The organism is Cyanobacteria bacterium FACHB-DQ100, assembly GCA_014695195.1.
Taxonomy (GTDB): domain Bacteria; phylum Cyanobacteriota; class Cyanobacteriia; order Leptolyngbyales; family Leptolyngbyaceae; genus Leptolyngbya.
On record JACJNW010000008.1, the window covers coordinates 17674 to 42110 of the forward strand.

Consider the following 24437-nt stretch of genomic DNA (forward strand, 5'->3'; position numbering starts at 1 on the left):
CAGTAGATATCCCTCGATCTTTCCTTTCTCCCCAAGAAGCTTGTTTATCTAATTGACTGACATACCCATTCTGTACAAGGAGTTTCATCATGGCAAAGAGCCTAGAACAATTCAATCAAGTTCTTCTGAACGACTCGACGATTCAAGAGCAACTAAAATTTACGGCTGATCAAGCAGGATTTGCAAAACTCATGGTTGAGCTAGGAGCGGAAAAAGGCTATAGCTTCACCACTGCTGATGTAGAAAAACAGATTTCTGCGGGTCAAACGGTAGAAGTGCGAGATCTCTGCAACGAAGAGTTAGAAGCAGTTGCCGGAGGATTGCAAGCTGCCTATACCGGAGGCTGTGATGGTCGGGGCTGGACAAGTTTGTTTGGTTGGTGCCGCGAAAACTAATCGATCGAAGATCGAGGGGTATCTACTCCTCGATCTCTTCCCAAGAAACCTGCCTATCTATTGGAGACTTAATCGAAGAGGATCTGACCTATGCCCTGCTCTATGGAAGACTATTTAAATGTTGTCGTTCCCTATCTCCCGTCGGAGTTGGTTTCTGCCTCAGCACTCTCTAATATTCGAGCATTATCCAAAGTGCTTCCACCCTTTTCCCTTGCGGGATTTGAGTCACGCTTAGGAACTGCCCAACCTGTTGTAGATCTATTAGTCAGATTTCCTCGATTGAAGTTGCCGCTACCGCAAGCGTTTCTAGCTCATTCTGCTTGGCGATCGCTGCACAATCTCTGTCAAGACTGGGTGCAACCCACCTCTGAACTCTACGATCAACTGCAACACATTTGGTTAGAATTTGACCTTGATCGGCCTGCTGCATCAGTTCCTATTCCCTGCCTATTTCTATCTCTCAGCGATACTGTTCAAGATGCGCGATCGCTCGTTAAGTTAGCTCACCGCCTTCCAGAACACACTATTTCCGCTAGCATTGCTGCAAATCTCACCCGATGCGCTCATGCCTTGCCCACTAATGCCCGAATTGAACATTTAGGAGCAATGTTATCTCGTCCCAACCAGGCAATTCGCGTTGTTGTAAGCGGAATTCGGCTCCAGCAAATCCCAGAGTATCTTACCAAGATTGGCTGGCATGATTCCACAAACCGTTTGACAGCATTAATTTCAAATCTACTGGAACAAGTCGATTCTGTTGCAATCCTTGATCTCGATGTAGGTGAGCAAATCTTGCCAAAAATCGGCATTGAGTGTTTTAATCGTCAACCCTCGCCGCACCCTAGACAACAACAATTTCTAGACTATCTGGTTGGACAAGAACTATGCACCCCGGAGAAACAAGCTGCGATCGCACAATGGACTGGTCTCTCTCAAAACATTCCTCAAAACGATGCTGCACCCACCAACCTCATGTGGGGAGATTTATTCTTGCGGGGTAAAGCACACAGCATTTTCTGGCGCAGCGTTAGCCATATTAAATTGAGCTATCAACCTGAACAGCCACTAGATGCCAAGGCATATCTTGCTTTTGGTCACAATTGGTTCGATGCTAGCGTCCCCCTCTCTGCCTGAGCTTCAATCTATGAAATACTATAACGTTCGTCAGCATAGCCAGGAAGACTGTGGAGCCGCTTGTCTTGCCTCGATCGCCAAAGTCTACGGTAAAACTTTCACTCTTGCACATGTGCGGGAAGCGGTTGGGACAGGACAGTTGGGAACAACGCTCTTGGGCTTAAAACGGGGTGCTGAAACGCTAGGATTCAAAGCACGAGCTGTTCAAGTCCAACCCGAATCGCTCCGCTCGATCGGAACATTCCCCTTGCCTGCGATCGTGCATTGGAAGGGGTATCATTGGGTGGTGCTGTACCAGCAGCGCGGCAAGCGATTTGTCATTGCCGATCCTGCGGTAGGCATTCGCTATCTTTCCCAATCCGAACTCAGATCGGGCTGGACTGATGGAGTGATGTTACTGCTAGAGCCAGATTTAGAACATTTCTTGGCGCAGTCCGATGATGCAACAGGGAGCTGGAATCGTTTTCTCAAAAATACTTGGGAACATCGCCAGTTGATTGCAACAGTGCTAGTGATGAATCTCTTTTTAGGTATTCTCTCGCTCTCAGCCCCGTTCCTGATGCAGATTCTTACCGATGATGTGTTGATGCGAGGAGACCTGAAACTACTCGCGATCGTCGCGATCGCAGTCATTGTTCTCAACTGTATTAGCAGCAGTTTAGGATACATTCAGTCCTTGCTGATTGCTCACTTTACTCAGCGGCTAGAACTGGGGTTAGTGCTAGATTTTAGTCGACAACTGTTGCGGTTACCTTTGCAGTATTTTGAAACTCGGCGGAGTGGAGAAATTGTGAGCCGCTTGCGCGATATTCAAGAGATTAATCAACTCGTTGGGCAAATTGTTGTGGGGTTGCCAAGCCAGTTATTTATTGCGATCGTCTCTCTCGGATTAATGTTGCTCTATAGTGCAAAACTGACAGCCGTTGCCTTGGGTCTTGCGGTAGTCATGATTCTTTCAACGGTAATGTTAGTTCCACTGTTACAGGAGAAAACGCGCAGTCTATTGGTGCTGGAAGCAGAAAATCAAGGCATTCTTGTCGAAACATTCAAAGGGGCGCTGACCCTGAGAACGCTCAATGCTGCTCCTCAATTTTGGGATGAATTGCAAAGCCGATTCGGGCGACTCGCAAATCTAACATTTCGGACACTTCAAATTGGAATAATTAATCGCGCACTCTCTGGTTTTGTCTCTGCTGTAAGTAGCATCATCTTACTCTGGTTTGGCAGTTCATTTGTAATTGCGAATGAACTAACTATTGGGCAACTCATTGCTTTTAATAGCATGAACACTAATTTCCTCGCATTTATTGCTGCATTGCTGGGAGTGATTCATGCTTTGGTTCAGGCACAAACAGGTGTGCAGCGCTTAACCGAAGTCATTGCAGCCACTCCTGAAGATTTTGATGCGTCTAAAAAACCTGCTGCAACGCTCTCGTCCACAGCAGATATTGTTTGTAGCCATCTCACATTTAACTATCCAGGTCGGCTAGAGCTATTAGAAGATTTCTCACTGACTATCCCAGGCGGGCAAACGATCGCGCTCATCGGCAAATCAGGCTGCGGCAAGAGTACGCTTGCAAAACTGATTGCCGGACTCTATCCAGTGCAATCGGGCAACTTACGCATCGGCTTATACAATCTGCAAGATCTATCGCTCGCCTGTGTGCGGCAACAGGTTGTTTTAGTGCCTCAAGATGCCCATTTCTGGAGTCGCTCCATCTTAGAAAATTTCCGCCTTGCGGCTCCTCAGGCGACCTTTGAGCAGATTGTGCAAGCTTGCCGCATTACCGAAGCCGATCAATTTATCAGTCAACTCCCGGATAAATACCAAACGGTGTTGGGTGAGTTTGGTGCCAATCTTTCTGGAGGGCAACGGCAACGACTCGCGATTGCACGCGCCTTGTTAAGTGATCCGCCGATTTTGATTCTAGATGAATCAACCTCTGGACTCGATCCAGTCAGTGAGTCGCAAGTATTAGATCGCCTCCTGCTGCATCGAACTGGCAAGACGACTATCTTAATTAGCCATCGTTCCAAGGTCATTGATCGCTCAGCCTGGATTGTTTTTTTAGAGCAAGGCAAGCTCAAACTGCAAGGCTCACTCAATCGCTTGCGATCCACACCAGGCAGTCATCTAGAGTTTTTATCCTCTGCTGAAAAAAGTATTGAATTGATGAATGGAGTCCTCCGATGACCCAGGAACAATTAAATGAAAAATACAATGGGTTACGACCTGCTTACAGTGACGAATTTCTTCCTCCCATTGCACGATCGCTGAAGTTTGGTGCATTCATATTGCTGGGACTGTTGAGTGTTGCAATCGCTCTAGCAGCAACCGTTAAGTACAGCGTTGCGATCAAAGCTGAGGGAACAGTTGTGCAGCAGAAAACGCGGAGCGCAGGTCAGAGGCCCTCTTCTTTAAGAATCAAAGCTTATATTGCAGCCCAAGATCGCTATGGCGTGGCGGTGGGTCAGGCGGTACAACTGCGGGTGAATGCCTGTCCTTACTCCGACTATGGACTGCTAAAAGGAACAGTTCAGTCGCTATCCTCTGATGAAGTTTCGATTGCACCCCGCAATGCTGAAGAAACTGCTCAACCTAGCTACTTTGAAGTTACGATTCTACCGTCAGCAACTTCTTTGACGCGGCGCAACTCCGTCGAAGTTGTGCAAGCTGCTAGTCGAGCTTGTTCAATTCGATCAGGCATGAAGGTAAAAGCGAGCATTCTAGCCCGTGAGGAGACAATCTTAGAATATGTGATGCGTCGAAATGGGTGGTTCTGAATCTGGTATAGAGTCAGAACCTACACCTCATTCTTACCCAACCAATACTTTCCAAAGCAACGCTCGATCGCTCCAGGCAGAGCGCATTAAATTCCAGCGAACTTCATGGGTGGTGTGACCGAATAAGTTCATCATCGTTTGCAACATTTCAGGCGTAGAAAGGGTATTTGCCAGAAAAGCGCTCCACTGAGATCGTGGCAACTGAAAGAAGGAAGCAAAGAAAGCCTGTAGCGTTTGCTCATCAAACCGCATCAGATTTTCTAAACCAAATAAATAGAGGGTGCGTTTACGCATCTCATCGCTTGACCACAGCGTTTGCCATGCAGATGTAGCAATTCTCGCGGGAGGATCGTTCAGATTTTCTACAGCGTGGGCGATCGTCTTCGCGACTCCCGGCGCACGTCGTAGCAGCGCACCCACCATGTACCCGGATGCAGGATGCACCATACTCGCTGCCCCACCGAACCCGATTACTGATTGTTCGAGAGACGGTAACGGCAAATTCATGGGAAACAGACAGTATTCAACGTGCTGTATCTCTTTCACCTGCACATCCCGAAAGGCAAGCCGCTTCTCTAACCGCTGCTGCAACACCTCAAACGTCACAGCAGGACTGTTTGCCAATGAAGTCTCTTCTACAAAAAAGACATCATTTCCTAGATCCATCGCATAAAGGAAGGTAGGAGGCGCTTTTCGTTCATCAGATGACAGGTGATCTGCCCGATAGTCCATCAAGACAAACTGCTGGGATTCGATCGGCGGCGAGGAGAATCTGCCGACGATGCCGTAGGCTGCCTGGTAAGCGATGCGGTCGCTTTTGGGTCTTTTTAATAGGGCAGGTTTGTGCCCACTCGCATCAACCACAATTCTGGCGGATAAAGCAATTCCTTCTGGGGTTGTGACACAAGAGCGATCAGCGAAATGCTCCAGGGCGGCAGCAGTACCCTGATGCCAAACCATCTTGCCGCGATCGCAGCGTTCCAACCAGTAGTTTTGAAGTTTGACGTTATCGAATAAGCCATATTCTCGCCCAAGCGCGATTTTTTGTTGAGCTGCATAGGCCACACTATTTTGCCAACGGTGGCTCAAAAGATGCGTTAAGTTCATCGGCTCTAATTCATCGCACCAAATCCCATAGGTATTTGACCACGCAACCGGAGGCGGGACGGGCGCTAAACCTGCAACGTTTAACCCTTCATCACAAAGCGCGGCAGCGATCGCCAGTCCTGCGGGTCCAGAGCCAATGACTAGAGCATCAAACACCAAAATCTAACCTCCACTTCCCGGAACAGAGCTACTTCAATATAATTCAAGCCTGCGATACTAAAACTGTGACAGCCGCCGCGCTTGCTTTCGCTCGCTCTCTAGCCTGCTCCACAGTATCGCCCAGCGCCAAAGCAACCCCCATCCGACGATTCCGATAGGCGCGAGGCTTGCCGAACAGACGGACTTTACTGGTCGGCACCTGCAGCGCTTCGCTAATTCCGCTAAACCGGGGATTATCGCCCGCCGTACTGGCTAGAATCACAGCCGATGCCCCGGGTTGGATCAGGGTAATCTCGCCAATGGGAAGCCCGGTGATGGCTCGCACATGCAACTCAAACTCAGACATACTCTGGCTTATCAGAGTCACCATCCCGGTATCGTGGGGGCGGGGACTGACTTCACTGAAGTATACGGTTTGTGCTGTTTCGCTAGTTCCTTGAATGAAGAGTTCAACGCCAAAGAGGCCCCATCCTCCAAGGGCGGTCGTAATCTTCTCGGCAATCTCCTGACACCGTTCTAGAGTCTGGGGGTGCAGAGCGCAGGGTTGCCAAGATTCTCGGTAGTCACCACCCACCTGAATATGACCAATGGGTGGACAGAAGTGAGTCCCAGAAGCCGAACGAACCGTCAGCAAGGTAATCTCGGTGTCAAAGGGGACAAATCCTTCGACAATGACTCGCCCGCCTTTGGTGCGTCCCCCGGCTTGGGCATACTCCCAGGCAGATTGAATTTCTGCCTCAGTGCGGACGGTACTCTGACCTTTGCCGGAGGAACTCATAACAGGTTTAACGACACAGGGTAAGCCCAACTCTACGATCGCCTGCTGGTATTCGACTTCTGTTTCAGCAAAGCGATAGGGCGAGGTTTTCAGCCCTAGCTCCTCGGCGGCTAGACACCGAATCCCCTCTCGATTCATGGTGAGCTGAGTTGCCTTCGCGGTGGGAACGACTCGCCAGCCTTCCTGTTCTAGCTCAACTAGGGTCGCTGTAGCGATCGCCTCAACTTCCGGCACAATCAGCCCCGGTTTTTCCTGCTCAACAATTCGCCGCACTTGGGTTCCGTCCAGCATATTGATCACATGCGATCGGTGGGCGACCTGCATCGCGGGCGCATTTGCATAGGCATCGACCGCAATGACTTCTAACCCCAGACGCTGGGCTTCAATTGCAACTTCTTTGCCCAGTTCGCCGGAGCCAAGCAAGAGAAGCCGTTGAGCAGTGGGGGTCAGGGATGTACCCCAAGACGACAGATCGGTCATGATGAAACACTGAAGAAGGTTTGCTTTCTCTTCATTATCTAGTAAAGGGGGAGGTCAGTGGACAATCGCCGCATATGGTTTGAGCAGAATTAGATCGGTGCTGAGGTTTGCTACGCTTTCCGAGCGCGATCGACCATGGCTGGAGACACTCTTAAATTGCAAGCTGTCAGGCTAATCTAAGAGCTGAGACTGCCTTTTGTGAGACTGCCTTTTGTAGGCGAAATAGCGACCTAAATCTTTGCTGCTGATTATATAAATCACAATCATTGTGCTAAGAGCAGACAGGATCAAACTCCCAATTAGCAGAGCAGTAGAAAGCTTTGAACTCAGTGCCACCACCATTGCAATTAGAAGCACAACCAGCACACTACAAATTCCAATCAGCAACCACTTTGCCCATTTTCGTCCTTGTAGAACAAAGTACATCACGACAAGCGTAAATAAGATGCGACCAATCGCCCATCGATCCTTTGCCAGGATCACTAAGGCACCATCCAAAATGCAGAGCAGTACGAACATTACGAGTAATCGATTGCGAGCTTGCAGTGCAGGTTGATCAAGCTGGAGCATGGTTTTAGTAACCAAAGTGAGGACATTGATCGTTACTGTACGACAGGATGAGTCTCCTGATCGTGCTGCCGATCAAAAATGATCCTTCAGGTGAGTAAAGCGATCTAAATAGCTCAAGTAAGGGATCATCTTGAACATTATGGACTGTGGAGTAGAGCCGAGGAACATCAACTCATACCAAATTGATTTGTGGATACGACAGATTCTTGCCCCCTAAATCCCCCATTCTGGGGGACTTTGAGTATGATCTGTTGTGTTCTATGTTTAATTTGGTATCACACAGCTTTACAGCAGTCGGAGTTTAATAGTGCATTCGATCGTTAATTAGTTTTTAGCAAGTTAAATTATGATTCAATTCACCACGCATTTCTAAGCATTCCGTTTGAGCAATGGTCTGAGACTTGTTGCAGAATTCAAACAGTCTTAGAACACCACTACCTGCCACCGTTGACGGTTGACTTAGGCTATATCAAAGGGTAAATCCGATGACAATTGTTAAAAATTAACTCAGAAACTTGATGGTGACTGTCTAATTAACTAAAGTGAAGTTAACGATTCTATGAGCGATTTTGGAGATATGTAAAGTTGTACTGGATACGATAACAAGTAATATTGTTCTCAATATTAGTTTAACCCGATCGCCTCAGGATCATTGCTTCGCGCTTCACCTACAAAAGTGACCTGTGAGATAAGGATTAAATGCTATGAAACATCGAGAAGGAACTCTTGCCGGGTGGCAGGGGGTGAATCTCTATTATCAAAGTTGGCATCCTGACGAACCGAGTCAGGCAGTTGTAACGTTAGTTCATGGATTGGGTGGACACAGTAATGTGTTTCAGACTGCGGTGGAGTATTTACTCCCTCAAGGCTATGAAGTCTATGCTTTCGATTTACGTGGGCATGGACGATCGGCGGAACAACGAGGACATATCAATGCTTGGGCGGAGTTTCGAGAAGACTTACGCATCTTTCTGCGCTTTGTGCGATCGCAGCGTACAAGTTGCCCGCTCATTCTATGGGGACATAGCTTGGGGGGAACGATCGTGCTGGATTATGTCCTGCGCTCTCCCGACGAAATTCAAGGCTTGATTGTGACGGCTCCTGCATTGAGCAAAGTCAGCGTTTCTCGCACGAAACTCGCGATCGGGCGATTGATGTCGCGATTTGTGCCGAGATTTAGCTTACGGCTTGGGATTCACCACTATGTTGGATCACGCAATCCAAAAGTCGTCGAAGCTTATCGACAAGACCCGTTGCGGCATGAGTATGGCAGCGCTCGACTTGCAACCGAGTATTTCTCAACGGTTCGCTGGATTTATCGTCATGCGTCTGAATTGAAAATTCCGCTGTTGATTCTGCATGGAAGTAGCGATCGGGTCACTTTGCCTGAAGGCAGTCGTCTCTTTTTCCAAGAGGTGATTTTTCCAGATAAAGAACATCGGGAATATCCGGGGAGTTATCACGATCTATTCGTGGATACGGACTATGAACTGGTGTTTTTAGATCTCGAAAACTGGTTGAAGCGGCATTTGATTGGGGCAAAGACCTGTCAGCCGTTTTTAACTGAAGCTTAAGCGTGATTCACTGATGGAGGAGAAGAATTGTTTTCTTCTTGGAGACGATGATTGATGCTGAGAAACTTAATCCAGAAACCGCTCTGTTAGGACATACTTTACCATCATTGTTATCAGATGCCTGCAATCTGCGCCCGAATGCAACTGCCTTAAATCAATGGACAGATGCAGGATGGCGATCGCTCTCGAATCGAGCTTTTCAGATGCAGGCGGAATCTTTAGCGCTGGGCTTGCTCGATCTCGGATTGGAGCGGGACGATCGAGTGGCGTTGTTAATGTCGAGTGATGTGAACTTTGCGATCGCAGATATGGCATGTGCGATCGCCGGATTGATTGATGTCCCGATTGATCTGACTCAAACCCCGGAAACGATTGTTTTAATTTTGAAACAAAGCGGCTCAAAGGCGTTGATCGTTTCAAATCTAGATTTGCTTCAGCAGGTGATACCTTACCTTGATCCGCTGAAATATATTCTTTTAGCTGAAGTTCCCGAAGGCTGGCGATCCAATGATCCACAGCGCCTCTACTCGTTTGATCAAATCAGTTGCGTGACGCATTCGATCGATCGAGTCAATGCACTGTATCGATTGCTTTCTCCCCAAGACTTAGCAACGATCGTGTATGTCCCTGGAGCCGATGGAGAATGGCTCGGAGTCATGCTCACGCATGAAAGCCTTGCTGGAAACGCCTTGGCTGCGTTCGCAGCTTTATCGCGGCTGCAATGGGGAACAGCAGAAATTTCTCTTTCATTTCTGCCTCTAACTCATGTGTTCGCTCGATGCCTGATTTATGGTCATTTTTACTATGGACATACAATTTATTTCTCGACTGCCAATCGCGTGTTTAAACATCTGCAAGAAGTCAAGCCGACGATTCTGGCAACTGTTCCTTTATTGCTAGAGCGGCTTTATAGCAAAACGTTGGAACAGTCGGAGAAATTGACTTCTAAGCGGGAACGAATTGCATTTAAGCTGGCATTGCAGCTAGCAAAACGACATCAGCTTGGACAGTCAAGAATTGATCCGCTCTTGCAGAAATTTGTAGCTCGGTTTGGGTTTTCACGGTGGCGATCGCTGTTTGGAAATCGATTAAAGTATGTGCTTTGTGGTGGGGCAGCGTTGAAGCCAGAGCTAGCGACCGTGTTTGCGGCAGCGGGCATTGATATCTATCAGGGGTATGGGTTGACACAGGCAAGTGCAGTCGTGAGTTGTAATCGCGATCGTGCGAATCGTGCTGGAACAGTCGGGAAAGTGATTCAAGGCGTGGAAGTCGCGATCGCGCCTGATCACGAGATTCTAGTGCGGGGAGCTTATCTGATGCGCGGGTATTATCAAAATCCCAAAGCAACTGAAGCAGCGATCGATCCTGAAGGTTGGCTACATACGGGAGATTTAGGAACGTTGTCAACCGATGGATTTTTGCAAGTGACTGGACAGAAAAAAGCGCTGTTTAAGTTAGCGAATGGAAAGTATGTTGCACCGCATCCGATCCAGGCACGATTAAAACGATCGCCGTTGGTGAAAGATGCGATCGTGGTTGGAGCAGGACAAAAGGTGTGTGGAGCGCTAATTGTTCCAAACATTGAAGCATTGCAGCATCAGAAATTAGTAGGCGATCCAGCAACATTACTTAAGCATCCTTGTGTGCAGCGATTGATGGGCGCAACCGTCGATGAAGCGAACTGTCATCAGCCTTATTGGGCAGCCGTGAAGCGGTTTCGATTAATCAGTGATGCGACGAATTTAACTGAACTGACCAAAGAAACTCGATTGTTGTACAGTGAAGATAAGACTCAAGACGCTTCAGACTTCAATCTTCAAGAGTTAGACTGTCCGATCCTTGCGGTTGAAGCTTGTCCAACCTTTGCTCGATCGCTGAATCCTCGATTTACAACCTCTTAATCGGGAGGATTTTAATCTTATGTTTCAACCATTCCGAACAGTCGCAGTATTAGGCGCAGGTGTGATGGGAAGTCAGATCGCAGCACATCTGGCAAATATTGGATTATCTGTGCATCTTTTAGACATTGCTGCTCCAACTGGAGCGAAAAATGATGTCGTTGAAGGTGCATTTAAAAAGGCATTGAAACTATCACCACCGATTTTATTTACGGAAAAGACTGCAAGAAAAATTACGCTGGGTAACTTTGATGAGCATTTCGATCGACTTCGTTCGGTTGATTGGATCATCGAAGCCGTGATCGAGGATTTGCAGATCAAGCAACAGTTAATGGAACGCTTAGAATCAATTATTCAGCCTGAAACGATCGTTTCGACAAATACCAGTGGATTGCCGATTCGCTGGATTGCTAAAGGACGCTCAGAAGCATTTCGCAAGCGATTTTTAGGAACCCACTTCTTTAATCCACCGCGCTATCTAAAACTGCTAGAACTGATTCCAACTCAAGACACGGATGCGGCAGTCCTCGATCGCATGAAATGGTTTGCTGAGTTGTACTTAGGAAAAGGCGTGGTGATTGCCAAAGATACACCGAACTTTATTGCGAATCGGATTGGCATCTTTGTCACGCTATTGGGATTGAAGGCTTGGACTGAGCAGGGTTATTCGATCGAAGAAATCGACACGTTAACCGGAACCCTGATTGGTAGACCTAAATCAGCCACATTTCGGACAGCAGATTTAGTTGGGCTAGATACCTTAGTCGCAGTTGCCGATCATCTCTACCAAGCTGCACCGAAGGATGAGCATCGCGAGATGTTCCGTGTGCCGGATGTGTTGAGAAAAATGGTTGCAACTGGGACATTAGGCGCGAAAAGTGGACAGGGATTTTATAAAAAGCAGCAGGGACAGATTTTATCGATCAATCCAAAGACGTTTGCTTATGAACCTGCTCAGCCTTTGAACTTGGGTGAATTGGATCAGATTAACGCTTTACCTTTGCACGATCGCATCCGCAGGCTTTACACCAGTCCAGGACGCGCTGGAGACTTCTTCCGACAAAGCACATTAGAGATGCTGAACTATGGCGCACATCGGATTCCTGAGATTGCCGATGATCCGCATGAAGTCGATCGAGCCATGCGCTGGGGGTTTGGTTGGGAGATTGGGCTGTTTGAACTTTGGGATTTACTTGGATTTGAAACGGTGTTAGCAGATATGCAAGCTGCACAAATGACAGTGCCTGATTGGGTTAAACACTCTTTTTATCCAAACGTTGTGATTGAGGAGAAACAACCCGTTTGGCAGAATGCGGAAGCTGCTTTGTTAGACATGGGCGATCAAGTGCTATTGTACGAATTTCGATCGAAAGGAAATACACTAAGCAACAAAGTGCTCGAAGGCTTTGCAGTGGCGCTATCAATGCTAGAGACTACCGACTACAAAGGATTGGTGATCGGGAACAATAGCGATCATTTCTCAGGCGGAGCAAATCTCGTAGAGATGGCAACGATCGCACAAACCGGAAACTGGAGCGCGATCGAGACTTTAATCTCAGAGTTTCAAGCATTGCTTCAGCGAATTCACTACTCGCCGAAGCCGATTGTTGCAGCAATTCAGGGGCGCGTGTTAGGAGGTGGATGTGAGTTAGTTATGGCTTGCCCGAAAGTCGTTGCAGCGGCTGAAACCTACATTGGACTGGTGGAAGTTGGAGTGGGATTGATTCCGGGGGCGGGGGGACTGATGCGAATGGTGAGTCGAGCCGCAGAACGGTCTGCAACAGAAACGCCAAGCCAGGTTTTACCTTTTTTGAGAACTGCGTTTGAAACGATCGCTACAGCTAAAGTTTCCACCAGTGCCGCAGAAGCACAAATGCTAGGTTTCTTGCCGTGTGATGCGCAAATTTTGATCAATGGAGAACATCGATTAGAAGTTGCAAAAGCAGAAGTCTTACATCTTGATCGTATTGGCTATGTTCCACCTGCTCAGAACTGTTCAATTTTCGTACTTGGACAAGCCGGACGAGCCGCATTAGAACATACGGCCTATGTGTTTGAACAAGCTGGATATGCGAGTGAATACGATCGCTATTTAGCCTCTCGACTAGCGTTTGTGATGACAGGCGGAGAACTAACTGCACCTGCCTTTGTGTCTGAGGATTATCTATTACAACTCGAACGTGAATCATTTGTGCCGCTGCTTCATCAGGCAAAAACTCAGGCACGAATTGCACATTTGCTCAAAACGAAAAAGCCGCTCCGCAATTGAGGAGAACATTATGCAACCTGCTTATATTGTTAGTAGTGTAAGAACTGCGATCGCTAAAGCACCCCGCGGAAAGCTGCGGAACATGCGATCCGATGACTTGGGCGCGATCGTACTCAAAGCCGCACTCGAAACAGTTCCTGATCTCGATCTCAATCAGATTGAAGATGTGGTTTTTGGGTGTGCCTTTCCCGAAGCAGAACAAGGATTCAATTTAGGGCGAGTGATTGCTCAACGGGCTGGATTACCTGACTCTGTAGCAGGAGCAACCGTAAATCGATTTTGTGCATCGGGACTGCAAGCGATCGCACTGGCACATCAAGCAATTGTGACCGAACAAGCAGCGGTAATGGTTGCGGGTGGTGCAGAGTCGATGAGCTTAATTCCGATGGGCGGGCATGATTTGTTGCCGAATCCAGCTTTAATGTCAGAGCTACCTGAAGTGTATTGCACTATGGGAGCGACAGCAGAAAACGTCAGACAGCAGTATGATGTTTCTCGCGCCGATCAAGATGCGTTTGCACTGCGATCGCATCAACGCGCCATTCAAGCAACCCAAACAGGGCGATTTCACGATGAGTTGATTCCGGTTCCCATTCACGAAACGATTTATCAGGATGGTAAGCCTGAAGTTGTGGAAAGTATTCTGCAAACCGATGAAGGACCGAGACCAGATACTAGTCTAGAAGCGCTCTTAAAGTTACCTGCGGTGTTTCGGGTAGAAGGAACAGTCACAGCCGGAAACTCTTCTCAAACTTCGGATGGTGCAGCAGCGACGATTTTAGTCAGTGAAGCGAAGCTGAAAGAATTCAAGCTTCAGCCTTTAGGACGAATGTTAGGATTTGCTGTTGCAGGTGTCCCGCCTGAAGTCATGGGCATGGGGCCGGTCTTGGCGATTCCTAAGGTTTTACAGCAAGTCGGTCTGGGACTAGAAGACATCGGATTGATTGAGTTAAACGAAGCATTTGCCGCACAATCCTTAGCCGTGATTCGCAAGTTAGGGCTGAATGAGGAGATTGTGAATGTGAATGGAGGTGCGATCGCATTAGGACATCCTTTGGGATGTACGGGAGCGAGGGTGACAGCAACCTTACTACATGAGATGAAACGCCGAGGTGTTCGTTACGGATTGGCTTCGATGTGTGTCGGTGGTGGAATGGGCGCGGCGGCAGTATTTGAAAGTCTGTAGCGCCTCTGATTCGGAGAATAAACTATGCTTCTCTTACAATTTGCACTCCTGATTGTCTTGCTACTGACGCTCGGATTTATCGGTGTGCCGCTTTGGATGTGGTTAGGATATGGCGCGATCGCGCTTTTTATCTTCAATGCATCACTCTGGCTCTGGGGCATTTATGCTGCGATCGGGCTAATTCTAGCAGTGCCTCAAATTCGGCGACGAGTGCTAACAACACCAATCATGAAAGTAATGCGTGTCCCTAAAATTTCGGACACGGAGCGTGCCGCGATCGAGGCTGGAACCGTCTGGATCGAAAGAGAATTCTTTTCAGGTGCGCCGGATTTTGAACGCATGAATCAGGCTATCTATCCTGAAGTCACACCCGAATTGCAGACATTCTTGGATACGCACGTTGAGCAAGTTTGTCAAATGGCAACAGATTGGGACATTCATCAGCGCAAGGATTTACCTGTCGCAGTGTGGGACTATCTCAAGCAGGAGCGATTCTTTGGCATGATGATCCCGATCGAATATGGCGGCTTGGGATTCTCGAACTTTGCCTATAGCAGTGTGATGGCAAAACTTGCTTCTCGATCGTTTATCTATACTGCGACTGTTGGTGTCACGAACTCTCTCGGTCCCGCTAAGCTATTGCTCAATTATGGAACTTCAGCCCAAAAAGATTACTACCTCCCTCGACTTGCAAAGGGTGACGAAATTCCTTGTTTTGCTTTAACCGAACCCACTGCGGGATCAGATGCCGCAAGTATCACCGCTAAAGGCATTGTATTTCGAGGAGATGAGGGTCAACTGTGGGTGCGATTGAACTTCCGCAAGCGTTATATTACCTTGGGCACGATCGCAACTTTAATCGGACTCGCCTTTAAGCTCTATGACCCAGACAATCTACTCGGCAAAGGGGAAGAGGTCGGAATTACCTGCATTCTGATTCCAGCGAATACAGAGGGCATGATTCTAGGAAAACGACACGATCCGATGGGAGTTCCGTTCTACAATTCCCCGGTTGAAGGTCGAGATGTGATTGTTTCAACTGATCAAATCATTGGAGGTGTAGAGCAAGCTGGACAAGGTTGGAAGATGCTTATGCAAACCTTAGCGGCAGGGCGAGGCATTAGCTTTCCGGCAAGCTGTACGGGAGTTGCGAAGTTAGTTGCTCGTGTCACAGGTGATTATGCCAAAGTCAGACAGCAATTTGGTCGATCAATTGGTCAATTTGAAGGCATCGAAGAACCGCTCGCGAGAATTGGCGGACTGACTTATCTACTAGATGCGACTCGAATCTATACAGCGGGTGCGGTTGATGCGGGTGAAAAACCAGCGGTTGTTTCTGCGATCGCGAAGTATCAATTCACCGAAATCACGCGCAAATTAGTCAACGACGGCATGGACATTCTTGGCGGCTCAGGTATTTGTCGCGGGTCAAGAAATCTCCTAGCAAACTTCTACACTGCGATGCCGATTCCGATCACAGTCGAAGGCTCGAACATTCTCACGCGCACCTTGATGATCTTTGGACAAGGTGTGATTCGCTGTCATCCTTATCTCTATGCGGAAGTGATAGCAATTGAAGCGGGAGATGCGATCTCATTTGATCAAGTCTTGTGGAAACACATTGGTTCGATCGTTCGGAATAAAGTTCGATCAATTCTACTCAGTTTATCTCGTGGCTATCTTGCTCTAGTACCAGGAACCAAATTCACAAAGCGCTACTATCAAAAGCTGGCTTGGTCTTCTGCCATGTTTGCATTTCTCACTGATCTCTTATTAGTCGGTTTGGGGGGTACGCTCAAACGCCATGAGAAACTGACCGGAAGACTTGCGGATTGGCTATCTTGGATGTATCTCAGCATGGCAACATTAAGACGATTTGCAGCCGAAGGAGAGCAGCCAGCAGATTTGATCTTTGTACAATGGGCAATGAACTATAGCTTTGCTCAAATGCAACAAGCTTTAGAAGGGATTCTAGCGAACTTGCCAATTCCGACGATCGCCCGATCAATTCTCCTGAGCTTCGTTAGAATCAATCCGCTCAGCACCATTCCGACTGATACACTCGGAAGTCAAGTTGCACAAGCATTACAAACGACCGGAGAAAGTCGTGACCGGCTCACGGCTGGCGTTTACATTCCCACGCATTCTGATGAAGCATTGGGACGATTAGAGCAAGCATTTCAGCTTTGTGAGCAGGCTGAAGCCGTGATCAAGAAGGTCAAGCAAGCAAGCCGCTCAGGACAGTTCCCCCAAGAAAAAGGAGAAACATTAGTCGAGACAGCGCTGAAAATCGGAGTGATCACGCAAGCAGAAGCAGACTTAATGCGTTTGGCAGAATCTGCACGATTCGATGCCATTCAGGTTGATGCTTTTACCCTGCCGGAATATCAGGGAAATGGCGCAGCATTCGCAAGCAGTTTCTCTTCGCACGTGAAGACCGCAGATTCCGCTAAACTCTCACTCACGTAAAGCTGCCGTTTAGCTCCTAAGGCGTTTAGGTTTTACCCAGGCTACATAGCCCAAAATCAAAAGTCCAATTGCAGAAGCAGGTCCCACAAACAGATGAAGTACTTGCTGACCGGTCGCGATCAAAGCAACGCCAAATCCCAGGGCAAACACATTGGAGAAGAGTAGAAACAAAAAGACTCGCCAATCTCGCATCACTACGTACCAGTTATAAACAAAGATGATTGTAGGAATGAGCGAAATGAGTAGCATGAGACTTTTGCTGTCGTTCACCCCATAGCTCAAAGGTACAGCAATCAGGCTAGCAATGAGTAGGACATCCAGGAGCCGAGATTTTCTCAGCCCTAGTGCAATCAGACATATTCCTGCTGTAGTAAATGTGTAGAACAGGTGGTTAAGCGGAGAAATGTGGCTTTTGTAGAGCCAGTCATCGCCAATGTGTTCAGCAATTTCGTAGGACGTAGAGATCGCAAAGCAGGCAAACCCGCAGTAGATCAGCGGTAGCGATCTCAACTTAACAACGGTTCTATAAAATTCGCTGCGTTGAGAAAAGATCCAAATATTGATGGCAGCCACCAAATAGATAAAAAAATGCGCCGCAATGATGGCGACTTTTAAGGCTGTGGACATGGGTTGGCCTCCTAACCTCGCAAAATTCTTCCAAAAATGCACATGATAAAGCCCCAACTAGAGATATTTACAAAAGGCTTCTGATAATCAGTGTGAAGAACAGTGATGTTCTGAGTTAATACAGCTAAAGCAGAGGAGATACAAAGCTATCCATCATTGTAAAGGACTTTTAGGAACCGCAAGATTAATTTATGCCCTTCCTTGAAGTTGGTATGTCACTATCGTTGCTCGGAGTGATAACGCAAGCAGAAGCAGACTTGCAGACTTAATGCGATCGGCAGAATCGGCGCGATTCGATGGTATTTAGGTCAATGCTTTTACACTGCCGGAATATCAAGGAAATGGTGCAGCATTCGCAAGCGATTTCTCGCCAATTTACAAATCGTTGGTGTAGCTGTTCTCGGTATCGTTTTGCACTTAGTTCATGTTGCTATCGCTAACGGTTTTTAGACTCAATTCTACCGATCGACAACAATAGCTCTGCCCAATTACAGACCAAGCTGCTAAATCAAGTGCGTTAGGCTTTACAAAAGTTTATACAACGCCTTTCATTTTATGAATCCGAATTTGTTAGAAGCAACGCATGAGTATTGGCACAAACTGAATGAACTCGAAGCCGCTTACCAACGAGGGGAAGTCCCGATTGAAGAAGTCGATGCCAAAGTTAAAGGATTGATGGCAGAGTTGGGGCAATCGCGACGAGCAGCGTTCAGCCATTTTTTCAGCGGAGTTCGTCGGCTGTGGGATGAGCAGCGAGAGACGATCGTGGGCGTTTTGGGATTGGGCGTTTTGACTTACGGGTGGATTGTTGCGCGCTAAAAGGCTGGCGATATCGAATAGCAGACTTCTGACATCAGATTTCTGACATAAGGGGGATGAAGAAAGTGAGCCTAGTTGCGAATGATTAAACGGCTACCGTTTGAATTCACCTCCCAGGCTCTTTGCTGAATGACCAACTCAAATCAATACGTTCGCTACTCCCACGATGTAGAAGTCAAGCAATCGGATGAAGATAAACTCATCCGCCAAATTATGGACTCCGTTGCTCGGCAAGGACAAAAGGTGTTCGACAAACATCGTCATGCCATGCGCGGCGCTCATGCGAAAAGTCATGGCGGACTGAAGGGGGAACTGCAAGTTTACGACAACTTACCTACTCATCTTGCTCAAGGGTTATTCCGCGAACCCCGCACTTATCCGGTGATGATTCGCTTCTCAAGTGTTCCGGGTGACATTCTACCGGATAGTCTTTCGACCTTTCGTGGCATGGCAATTAAGGTGATTGGTGTAGAAGAGCCGAAGCTTCTTGCTACTGAACCCGATGCTGTGACTCAAGATTTTCTGATGCTCAGCAGTCCGGTTTTTCCGTCAGGGAATCTTGCTCGCTTTCTCCCTGAACAGTTGCTTCAGGAAAAGGTAGTGGTCAGTGCTCCAGAGGAGGCGCAACAACTGTTAGGACTGACTGCCCGCACAGTGAATGCAGTCACTCAGAAAGTAGGCATCAACCTTTATCCGACTGCATTGGGAATTACGCAACCTGAAACTCATATTTTAGGAGAGACGTACTATACCTCTGCTGCCCTGCGCTATGGAGACTACGTTGCTAAGTTAAGCGCAGTTCCCCTCTCTGCAAGTCTCCAGATGCTGATCGACAAAAGAATTGAGATGCAGAGTGCTTCTACTCTGCGCGATTTGATTGTGGAGTTCTTTCGAGAACAGTCGGCTGAGTATGAGTTGCGTGTCCAGCTTTGCACTAATTTGAAGACCATGCCAATCGAAGATACTTCGGTGCAGTGGTCAGAGCAGGACAGTCCTTATCAAGCGATCGCTAAAATCACAATTGGGATGCAGGAAGCTTATAGTCCAGCCCGTCAGGTGTATGTAGATGAAGTGCTGTCTTTCAGCCCCTGGCATACCATTGCCGAGCATCAACCGCTAGGAGCAATTCAGCGCCTTCGCAGGGAGGTTTATGAGGCTTCAAGTCGTTACCGACATGAGATGAACCAACAGCCAAAGGGAGAGCCACGTAGTATTGAGGAGATGCCCGATTAGAAAGGATGCCTTCGAGGGATTACTTTGATTGGCGATCGCATCTGGACTTTCTTGTAACAACAATCCTGCAAACTCCGACGACCTTGAAAAGAACATATTCAAAGTTAGGAAACTGCAAAAGCGAGTGATGCGATCGACAGCTAAGACAAGATAGGAGGTGCCGTGGGTTGAGCTTTAGAACTCAGGTATCAGCTTTGGGAGTTCGTGAATCAGCTTTAGAGGATCAAGGGTGAGCTTCGGACGGTTGTTAGAAGAGTGCAATGGGGTTGCTCCAGAGTTAATCAAGATTTTCGAAGAAATGAGAATGACTTTTGGGAGTAGGGATATTATATGGGCATTAATCTGTATAACTCGCTGCACAGGCGTTTTATACAGAAGACACTCTACCTAATCTCTAACTTGAGGGTGTTATGTAGAAGTCAATCTGCCTAATCCTCTAATTGCGAGTGTTAGACAGAAAATAGTCTGTCTAATCTATCGATTTGAGGCATTAGATGCGGCTTTTCTCTATCTAATCCATCCAATTGGGAGAGATAGACAGAATGGAAGAAAGCACATTCCGTCTAATAACAAGTTATACTGCTTAACCCTCGGCAAGAGTTTGTTTAAGGGTTTCGTTTCTTGTTTTCAGCAACTAGTGGGATAATTGAGAATTCAGCAGCTAATATGTCAACATGAACATGGATGAATTACACAAGGATTTACAACTCTTGGAATATTTATATAAAGAGTATGTTCGTTTAGGTGACTTGTGTGATTCTTATGCTAAGAGTTCATTTGATGACTTCAAGCTGCTTAGCGCGATTGGTGTTTTACTTGTTTGGAAGCCTATTGCCGAGCTAACAACAGCTTCCTCTTTCATTGTTCTTCTAGGCTTTCTTGCTATTCTTTTTATTGTCGCAATTATTGGCACAAGAGATTTGCTAAAGCAATCCCTTATCAACTACTACTTGTCTCAAATTCAGCTTTATGAAGAGGAAATAAGAAGAATTCTAGCTCAACCTGATACACCCATTTTTAACTTTGCTACTAATTGGGAGTACTGGCACAAACAAAAACATTTACCAGTTGCGGCTCGATTATATCTGTTAATTGCACTTACTGTTACAGTACTACCTAGTATTATATTGGCACTGCAAAAGCCGCATTGGTATGCTGCTATTTACGCATTAGTTGCATTGTTTGCACTAGCTATTTACCTAAACGCTACTCAAATCCTATTTAGAAAATCAAAACGCATTCTACCAAGTTCAAGAGGTCAAAATTAACAGGAGATAAGAATTATGGGATGCAGTATAACAATTCAAATGCAACGGACGGTTGAGGGATGCTGTTGCTAAGTTCAAGGTTGTCTATTGCCGCTGATTTGAACCGTTAATACGATCGCACCCCACCTTCTTAAAAATTCACTTTCCACTGAGTGAGGGTCACTTCGAGAATGAGGTCACTTTGCTCCTAGAGTCAGTGAGGTTCACTGCTGAAGTGAACTGTGTTCACCGCTGAACTGAATTAAGATCGCTTCTGGAAAAAAGGTCAGTTTGCCTCCCGCATCAGCAAAGTTCAATGCTGGAACTAACTCAGTTCACCCCTGTCCTAAATCCGGTTTATTGCTGAAGTCAAACCAGTTCACTTCCAACATGAGTCCAGTTCACTGCCGAGACGAGTGAGAGTGATCTCTAAAGTGAGTAGGGTTCATTTCCAATGGGAGTCCGGTTCGCTGCCGAAGTCTTTCTGATCAAGGTCGCACCAAACCCTCGCCCTTTGTAAATCCTGCAATCTGCTAAGCAATGTTCTCTTCACGATCGCACCTGGGCAAGCTGAAAGCAGTCTCGCAATCAACTTCTACAGTATGTCCACGAGAAAAAGCACCAATGGTACAAGTAATGGCAATGGGTCTGCGGTTCCTGCGAAGTTACGCTCTGCGCTAACCACATCCACCCCAGTCACCTTTCTATCTGAAACCTCTCTGTCTGCTGACGTAAGTTCCTTGAGTCAAATCAACCGTGATGAAATTCTGCAACTGCTCACACTCCTGCGAGACAAGTTACCCCCCTTGCGCGATCTCACCGCAGAAGAACGTCGATCGCTCTCCGGCATGGGCGACAAAAACCGCAGCTTTGCGGGCAAAGTCCTAGAAGTGATTCTGCAAGACCCAGAATTCTTGCCCCGCTCCTTTGATGTGAATCAATATCAACGCGATTTGGCAACCTTCGATGATCTCTCTACGATCGCGCTTGCCCTCACCCGATTGCTCGATCTGGTCAACGCGACTGCGACCGCAATCGGTTCAGAAGTCTACGACGATGCCCTGTCTGCCTATCGCTATGCCAAAGCCAGTGGTCAAGGGGCAAGCCTAGAAGCCATGATGACCGAGATGAAGCAACGGTTTGCCCAACAAGGCAAGAAGAAAGACAAAGAAGCTGAAAAATCAAAAGTCAAAGAGTGAGCGCGAACACCCAGAGCACCGCGATCGCACACTTACATTATTTAGAGGAGCCAGAGACTGATCCCTGGCTCCTTTTTGTTGGAACTGCGATTACCCGAAGGGGAACTTGCTTCGCAAACGCGATAGATCATACTCAAAGTCCCCCATTCTGGGGGATTTAGGGGGCGAGAATCTGTCGCATCCACAAATCAATCTGGTATCAAATTGTGGGATGTACCCATGCCAAGCTAATTCATCTTTTCATTCAGTAACACCGCAAAATTAGATAGGAATGGCGATCGTCATCCCCGCGCGGCGCAATCGTTCTGCTAAAACATTCCCTAGACCTGTCGCTGGCGTGAGAATGCCTCCTCTCGACAAACCGCCAGGTAACTCATCGATTTGAAGCGCCAGGCTCAAAGCAGCTTCACAGACGAATTTGACAGTCGCTCGATTGCCAGGGTCGCCTTGATCTCGAATGATGCCTCGCACTTTGCGTCCATCAGATGCAGTGCCGACTAATTCACAGGAAAACCATCCCTCGTTCATCGTTTGCTCAGAGGGCCCACTTCCCGGCTGAGGCAAAATCGGTTGGATCAGCGATCGTAGAGCAGATTGCTGCACTGCTCCCATCAATAACGCAAACCCTGTCGTCAAACCAACTGCTTTCAGCCCTGCGAGGGGTTCGTCCAGTTTGAGATACTCTTGATAAGCGAAATCGACACCATAAGGTTCTTGCCATTCCTCAAGCAAAGCGCAACTCCGACGAACAATGCGGGTGTTGACAGGTGCCATAAAGAAGGGAGCAATCCAAGTGTTGAGATCTGGATCAAAAGAGGGAAGTTGTGGGTCACGATTGCGCTCGATCTGAGGTTGAGTCTGATTTTGAGATGGATTCAGCAAGAAGGGTTCATTCATCTGTGTTAGCCTTCGTGAATCATAGAGGTTGAACGCAGACGCTAGTGTGCCTCCATTGAAGCCTCCAACCACCTGAAAGTAAGCGTTCACCTGCTGACAGGGCAGATGCAATACCTGTTGGATGTAGCGAACAATCAAGTAAGTGCCCAAATCGGATGGGACAGAATCAAAGCCACAGCAGGGAATAATGCGGGTGCCATCGAGTGCGGCTTGAGCATGGTAGCGATCGATGAGCGTTCTCACCCAAGGCGTTTCTCCAGTGATGTCAACATAGTGCGTTTTGAGTCGCACACACGCATCCACCAGGGCATTCCCGTAGAGTGCAAAGGGGCCAGCCGTGGTAAGAACGACCCGTGTTTGAGATGCGATCGCATCAATTGCCTGCTGATCTTGACTGTCAGCAACTAGCACATCCACGGTTACGCCGATTTCATCTCGAACTGCTTCTAACTTTTGGCGATTTCGCCCTGCGATCGCCCAGCGCACCGATTCAGAAGTAGCATACCTGGCAAAATATTGCACAGTCTGTTTGCCAACAAATCCACTTGCACCATACAGAACAACATCATAGGAACGTTCAGACATCACAAAAACCCTCAGCAGCAGGACTTCAAACTATAAAGGTGGCGCTAGATCAGGTGGCGCTAGATCAGGCAGCGAGTCAAGAAACGAGAGCGGTCGGCTCATCTGCTTCGCAAACCCCAGAATTGCCTGATCTCGATGTTCATAAAGCAACTGACCCTGAGTATCAAACAAAAACGTTGCACCGCGCTGCGTGAGATATGCCGAGTCAGGGACATAAGTTTTCCAATGGCTCAGCACTTCTGTCATATTTCGCAGTCGCAAAGTGGCGAGTTCAAACGGACGCTGGAAACCGCTACCCCCCGCCCATCGAAAGGTAGAGCCTTTAAGCGGTGGGAGCGGTGGCGCTTTGACAGTCTCTTCATCTGCGATCAACTGTGGGGCTTGTCGATCGCCTCGATAGCCTCGAAAGACTTCCGCTAGGGTTCCAGGGCTACCTATGCCAGCACACATCAGCCATAGATTGAGCCAAGCGTTTTGTGATGGAGAGAGCCAGGAAAGCTTGAGCGACAATCCAGGGGATAGCTCAAGTTGCTGATGTAGTTCCGCTGTCGGATCGACAAAGAGGCAATCGGGAGAAAAACCTGTATATGCACAGAACTTCTCGCCGGATTTAAGATCGCCGATTCCAACAGCACGAACCACGATTCCACCTGTTTGGAGTAATTGCGCCTCTCGCTGTATCCACCAAGCGTATTCGAGACTGTCGAAATCCCCCAGTTGTGACCAGAGCAACACAAGTGTTCGAGGAGTGGAATCACATCCCTCTAGGATCGGAACAGTAGCTCCATCACTGATGCGTTGGCGTTTGGTTTGGCTCAAGCGATCGTATAAGTCCATAGTGAGCAAATATACAAATAACAGTGCGTTAAGTCGTCAGAGAAACCTCTTCACTCGCCTAATCTTGGCACTTAGGCAACCAGGGAGACTTTTTTAATCGGTAGATCGGCAAGTGGAACTTTAATTGCTTCTGAAAAAATTGCCTACTGATCCAGCATCATCGACGGTTCTGCATCTCCTCGCTCCCATT

At 47.6% G+C, this 24437-nt stretch carries 19 protein-coding genes; 13 read left to right on the top strand and 6 right to left on the bottom strand.

What is annotated here, in order from left to right:
- The first annotated feature begins 89 nt into the window (after positions 1-89).
- The 4 genes from H6F51_01570 (at position 90) to H6F51_01585 (ending at position 4313) form a co-directional block, all read left to right on the top strand.
- Positions 90-395 carry a Nif11 family protein gene (locus H6F51_01570; GenBank protein MBD1821209.1) on the top strand — a complete coding sequence of 102 codons (306 nt, stop codon included), beginning with the start codon at positions 90-92 and terminating at the stop codon, positions 393-395.
- Positions 396-497: 102 nt separating this feature from the next.
- Positions 498-1529 (top strand): hypothetical protein, encoded by a 1032-nt coding sequence (locus H6F51_01575; protein ID MBD1821210.1) that lies wholly within the window; start codon positions 498-500, stop codon positions 1527-1529.
- A gap of 10 nt (positions 1530-1539) precedes the next feature.
- Complete coding sequence (locus tag H6F51_01580) at positions 1540-3723, top strand: peptidase domain-containing ABC transporter (protein MBD1821211.1); 2184 nt, start codon at positions 1540-1542, stop codon at positions 3721-3723.
- Entirely contained in the window at positions 3720-4313 is a 594-nt protein-coding gene (locus H6F51_01585) for a hypothetical protein (GenBank protein ID MBD1821212.1), read from the top strand. Before H6F51_01580 ends, H6F51_01585 begins: the two co-directional genes overlap by 4 nt.
- 33 nt (positions 4314-4346) lie before the next feature.
- On the opposite strand, the gene H6F51_01590 is transcribed toward H6F51_01585, so the two are convergent.
- From H6F51_01590 to H6F51_01600, 3 genes are all read right to left on the bottom strand, one after another.
- Positions 4347-5576 carry a lycopene cyclase family protein gene (locus tag H6F51_01590; GenBank protein ID MBD1821213.1) on the bottom strand — a complete coding sequence of 410 codons (1230 nt, stop codon included), beginning with the start codon at positions 5574-5576 and terminating at the stop codon, positions 4347-4349.
- A 46-nt stretch (positions 5577-5622) separates the two neighbouring features.
- On the bottom strand, positions 5623-6837 hold the full coding sequence (gene purT, locus H6F51_01595; protein MBD1821214.1) for a formate-dependent phosphoribosylglycinamide formyltransferase: 1215 nt from the start codon (positions 6835-6837) through the stop codon (positions 5623-5625).
- Positions 6838-7008: 171 nt separating this feature from the next.
- Positions 7009-7407, bottom strand: a complete 399-nt coding sequence (locus H6F51_01600) for a hypothetical protein (GenBank protein MBD1821215.1) — start codon at positions 7405-7407, stop codon at positions 7009-7011.
- A 704-nt stretch (positions 7408-8111) separates the two neighbouring features.
- On the opposite strand from H6F51_01600, the gene H6F51_01605 reads away from it, so the two are divergent.
- From H6F51_01605 to H6F51_01625, 5 genes are read left to right on the top strand one after another with little or no spacing between them, the layout of a single operon-like run.
- The gene (locus H6F51_01605; GenBank protein ID MBD1821216.1) at positions 8112-8981 is read left to right on the top strand and encodes a lysophospholipase; all 870 of its coding nucleotides are present in this window, start codon (positions 8112-8114) and stop codon (positions 8979-8981) included.
- A 47-nt stretch (positions 8982-9028) separates the two neighbouring features.
- Positions 9029-10882, top strand: a complete 1854-nt coding sequence (locus H6F51_01610; protein MBD1821217.1) for an AMP-binding protein — start codon at positions 9029-9031, stop codon at positions 10880-10882.
- A 19-nt stretch (positions 10883-10901) separates the two neighbouring features.
- A complete protein-coding gene (locus tag H6F51_01615) occupies positions 10902-13148 on the top strand; it encodes an enoyl-CoA hydratase/isomerase family protein (GenBank protein ID MBD1821218.1) in 2247 nt (748 codons plus the stop codon).
- 10 nt (positions 13149-13158) lie between these two features.
- On the top strand, positions 13159-14334 hold the full coding sequence (locus H6F51_01620; protein MBD1821219.1) for an acetyl-CoA C-acyltransferase: 1176 nt from the start codon (positions 13159-13161) through the stop codon (positions 14332-14334).
- 24 nt (positions 14335-14358) lie between these two features.
- A complete protein-coding gene (locus H6F51_01625) occupies positions 14359-16803 on the top strand; it encodes an acyl-CoA dehydrogenase (protein ID MBD1821220.1) in 2445 nt (814 codons plus the stop codon).
- 9 nt (positions 16804-16812) lie between these two features.
- On the opposite strand, the gene H6F51_01630 is transcribed toward H6F51_01625, so the two are convergent.
- Positions 16813-17430, bottom strand: coding sequence for a hypothetical protein (locus tag H6F51_01630; protein ID MBD1821221.1), 618 nt, complete (start codon positions 17428-17430; stop codon positions 16813-16815).
- Between the two features lie 555 nt (positions 17431-17985).
- Between H6F51_01630 and H6F51_01635 the strand changes: the two genes are divergently transcribed.
- The 4 genes from H6F51_01635 (at position 17986) to H6F51_01650 (ending at position 21928) form a co-directional block, all read left to right on the top strand.
- Entirely contained in the window at positions 17986-18249 is a 264-nt protein-coding gene (locus tag H6F51_01635; GenBank protein MBD1821222.1) for a hypothetical protein, read from the top strand.
- A gap of 129 nt (positions 18250-18378) precedes the next feature.
- Complete coding sequence (locus H6F51_01640) at positions 18379-19482, top strand: catalase family protein (GenBank protein MBD1821223.1); 1104 nt, start codon at positions 18379-18381, stop codon at positions 19480-19482.
- A gap of 680 nt (positions 19483-20162) precedes the next feature.
- On the top strand, positions 20163-20750 hold the full coding sequence (locus H6F51_01645) for a hypothetical protein (protein ID MBD1821224.1): 588 nt from the start codon (positions 20163-20165) through the stop codon (positions 20748-20750).
- A gap of 698 nt (positions 20751-21448) precedes the next feature.
- Positions 21449-21928: a hypothetical protein gene (locus H6F51_01650; protein ID MBD1821225.1), complete on the top strand. Its 480-nt coding sequence runs from the start codon at positions 21449-21451 to the stop codon at positions 21926-21928.
- A gap of 261 nt (positions 21929-22189) precedes the next feature.
- Here H6F51_01650 and H6F51_01655 read toward each other — a convergent pair whose 3' ends face one another.
- Both H6F51_01655 and H6F51_01660 read right to left on the bottom strand, forming a co-directional pair.
- Positions 22190-23410 carry a saccharopine dehydrogenase NADP-binding domain-containing protein gene (locus H6F51_01655; GenBank protein MBD1821226.1) on the bottom strand — a complete coding sequence of 407 codons (1221 nt, stop codon included), beginning with the start codon at positions 23408-23410 and terminating at the stop codon, positions 22190-22192.
- A 30-nt stretch (positions 23411-23440) separates the two neighbouring features.
- Positions 23441-24247 carry an AhpC/TSA family protein gene (locus H6F51_01660; protein MBD1821227.1) on the bottom strand — a complete coding sequence of 269 codons (807 nt, stop codon included), beginning with the start codon at positions 24245-24247 and terminating at the stop codon, positions 23441-23443.
- Positions 24248-24437 lie beyond the last annotated feature (190 nt).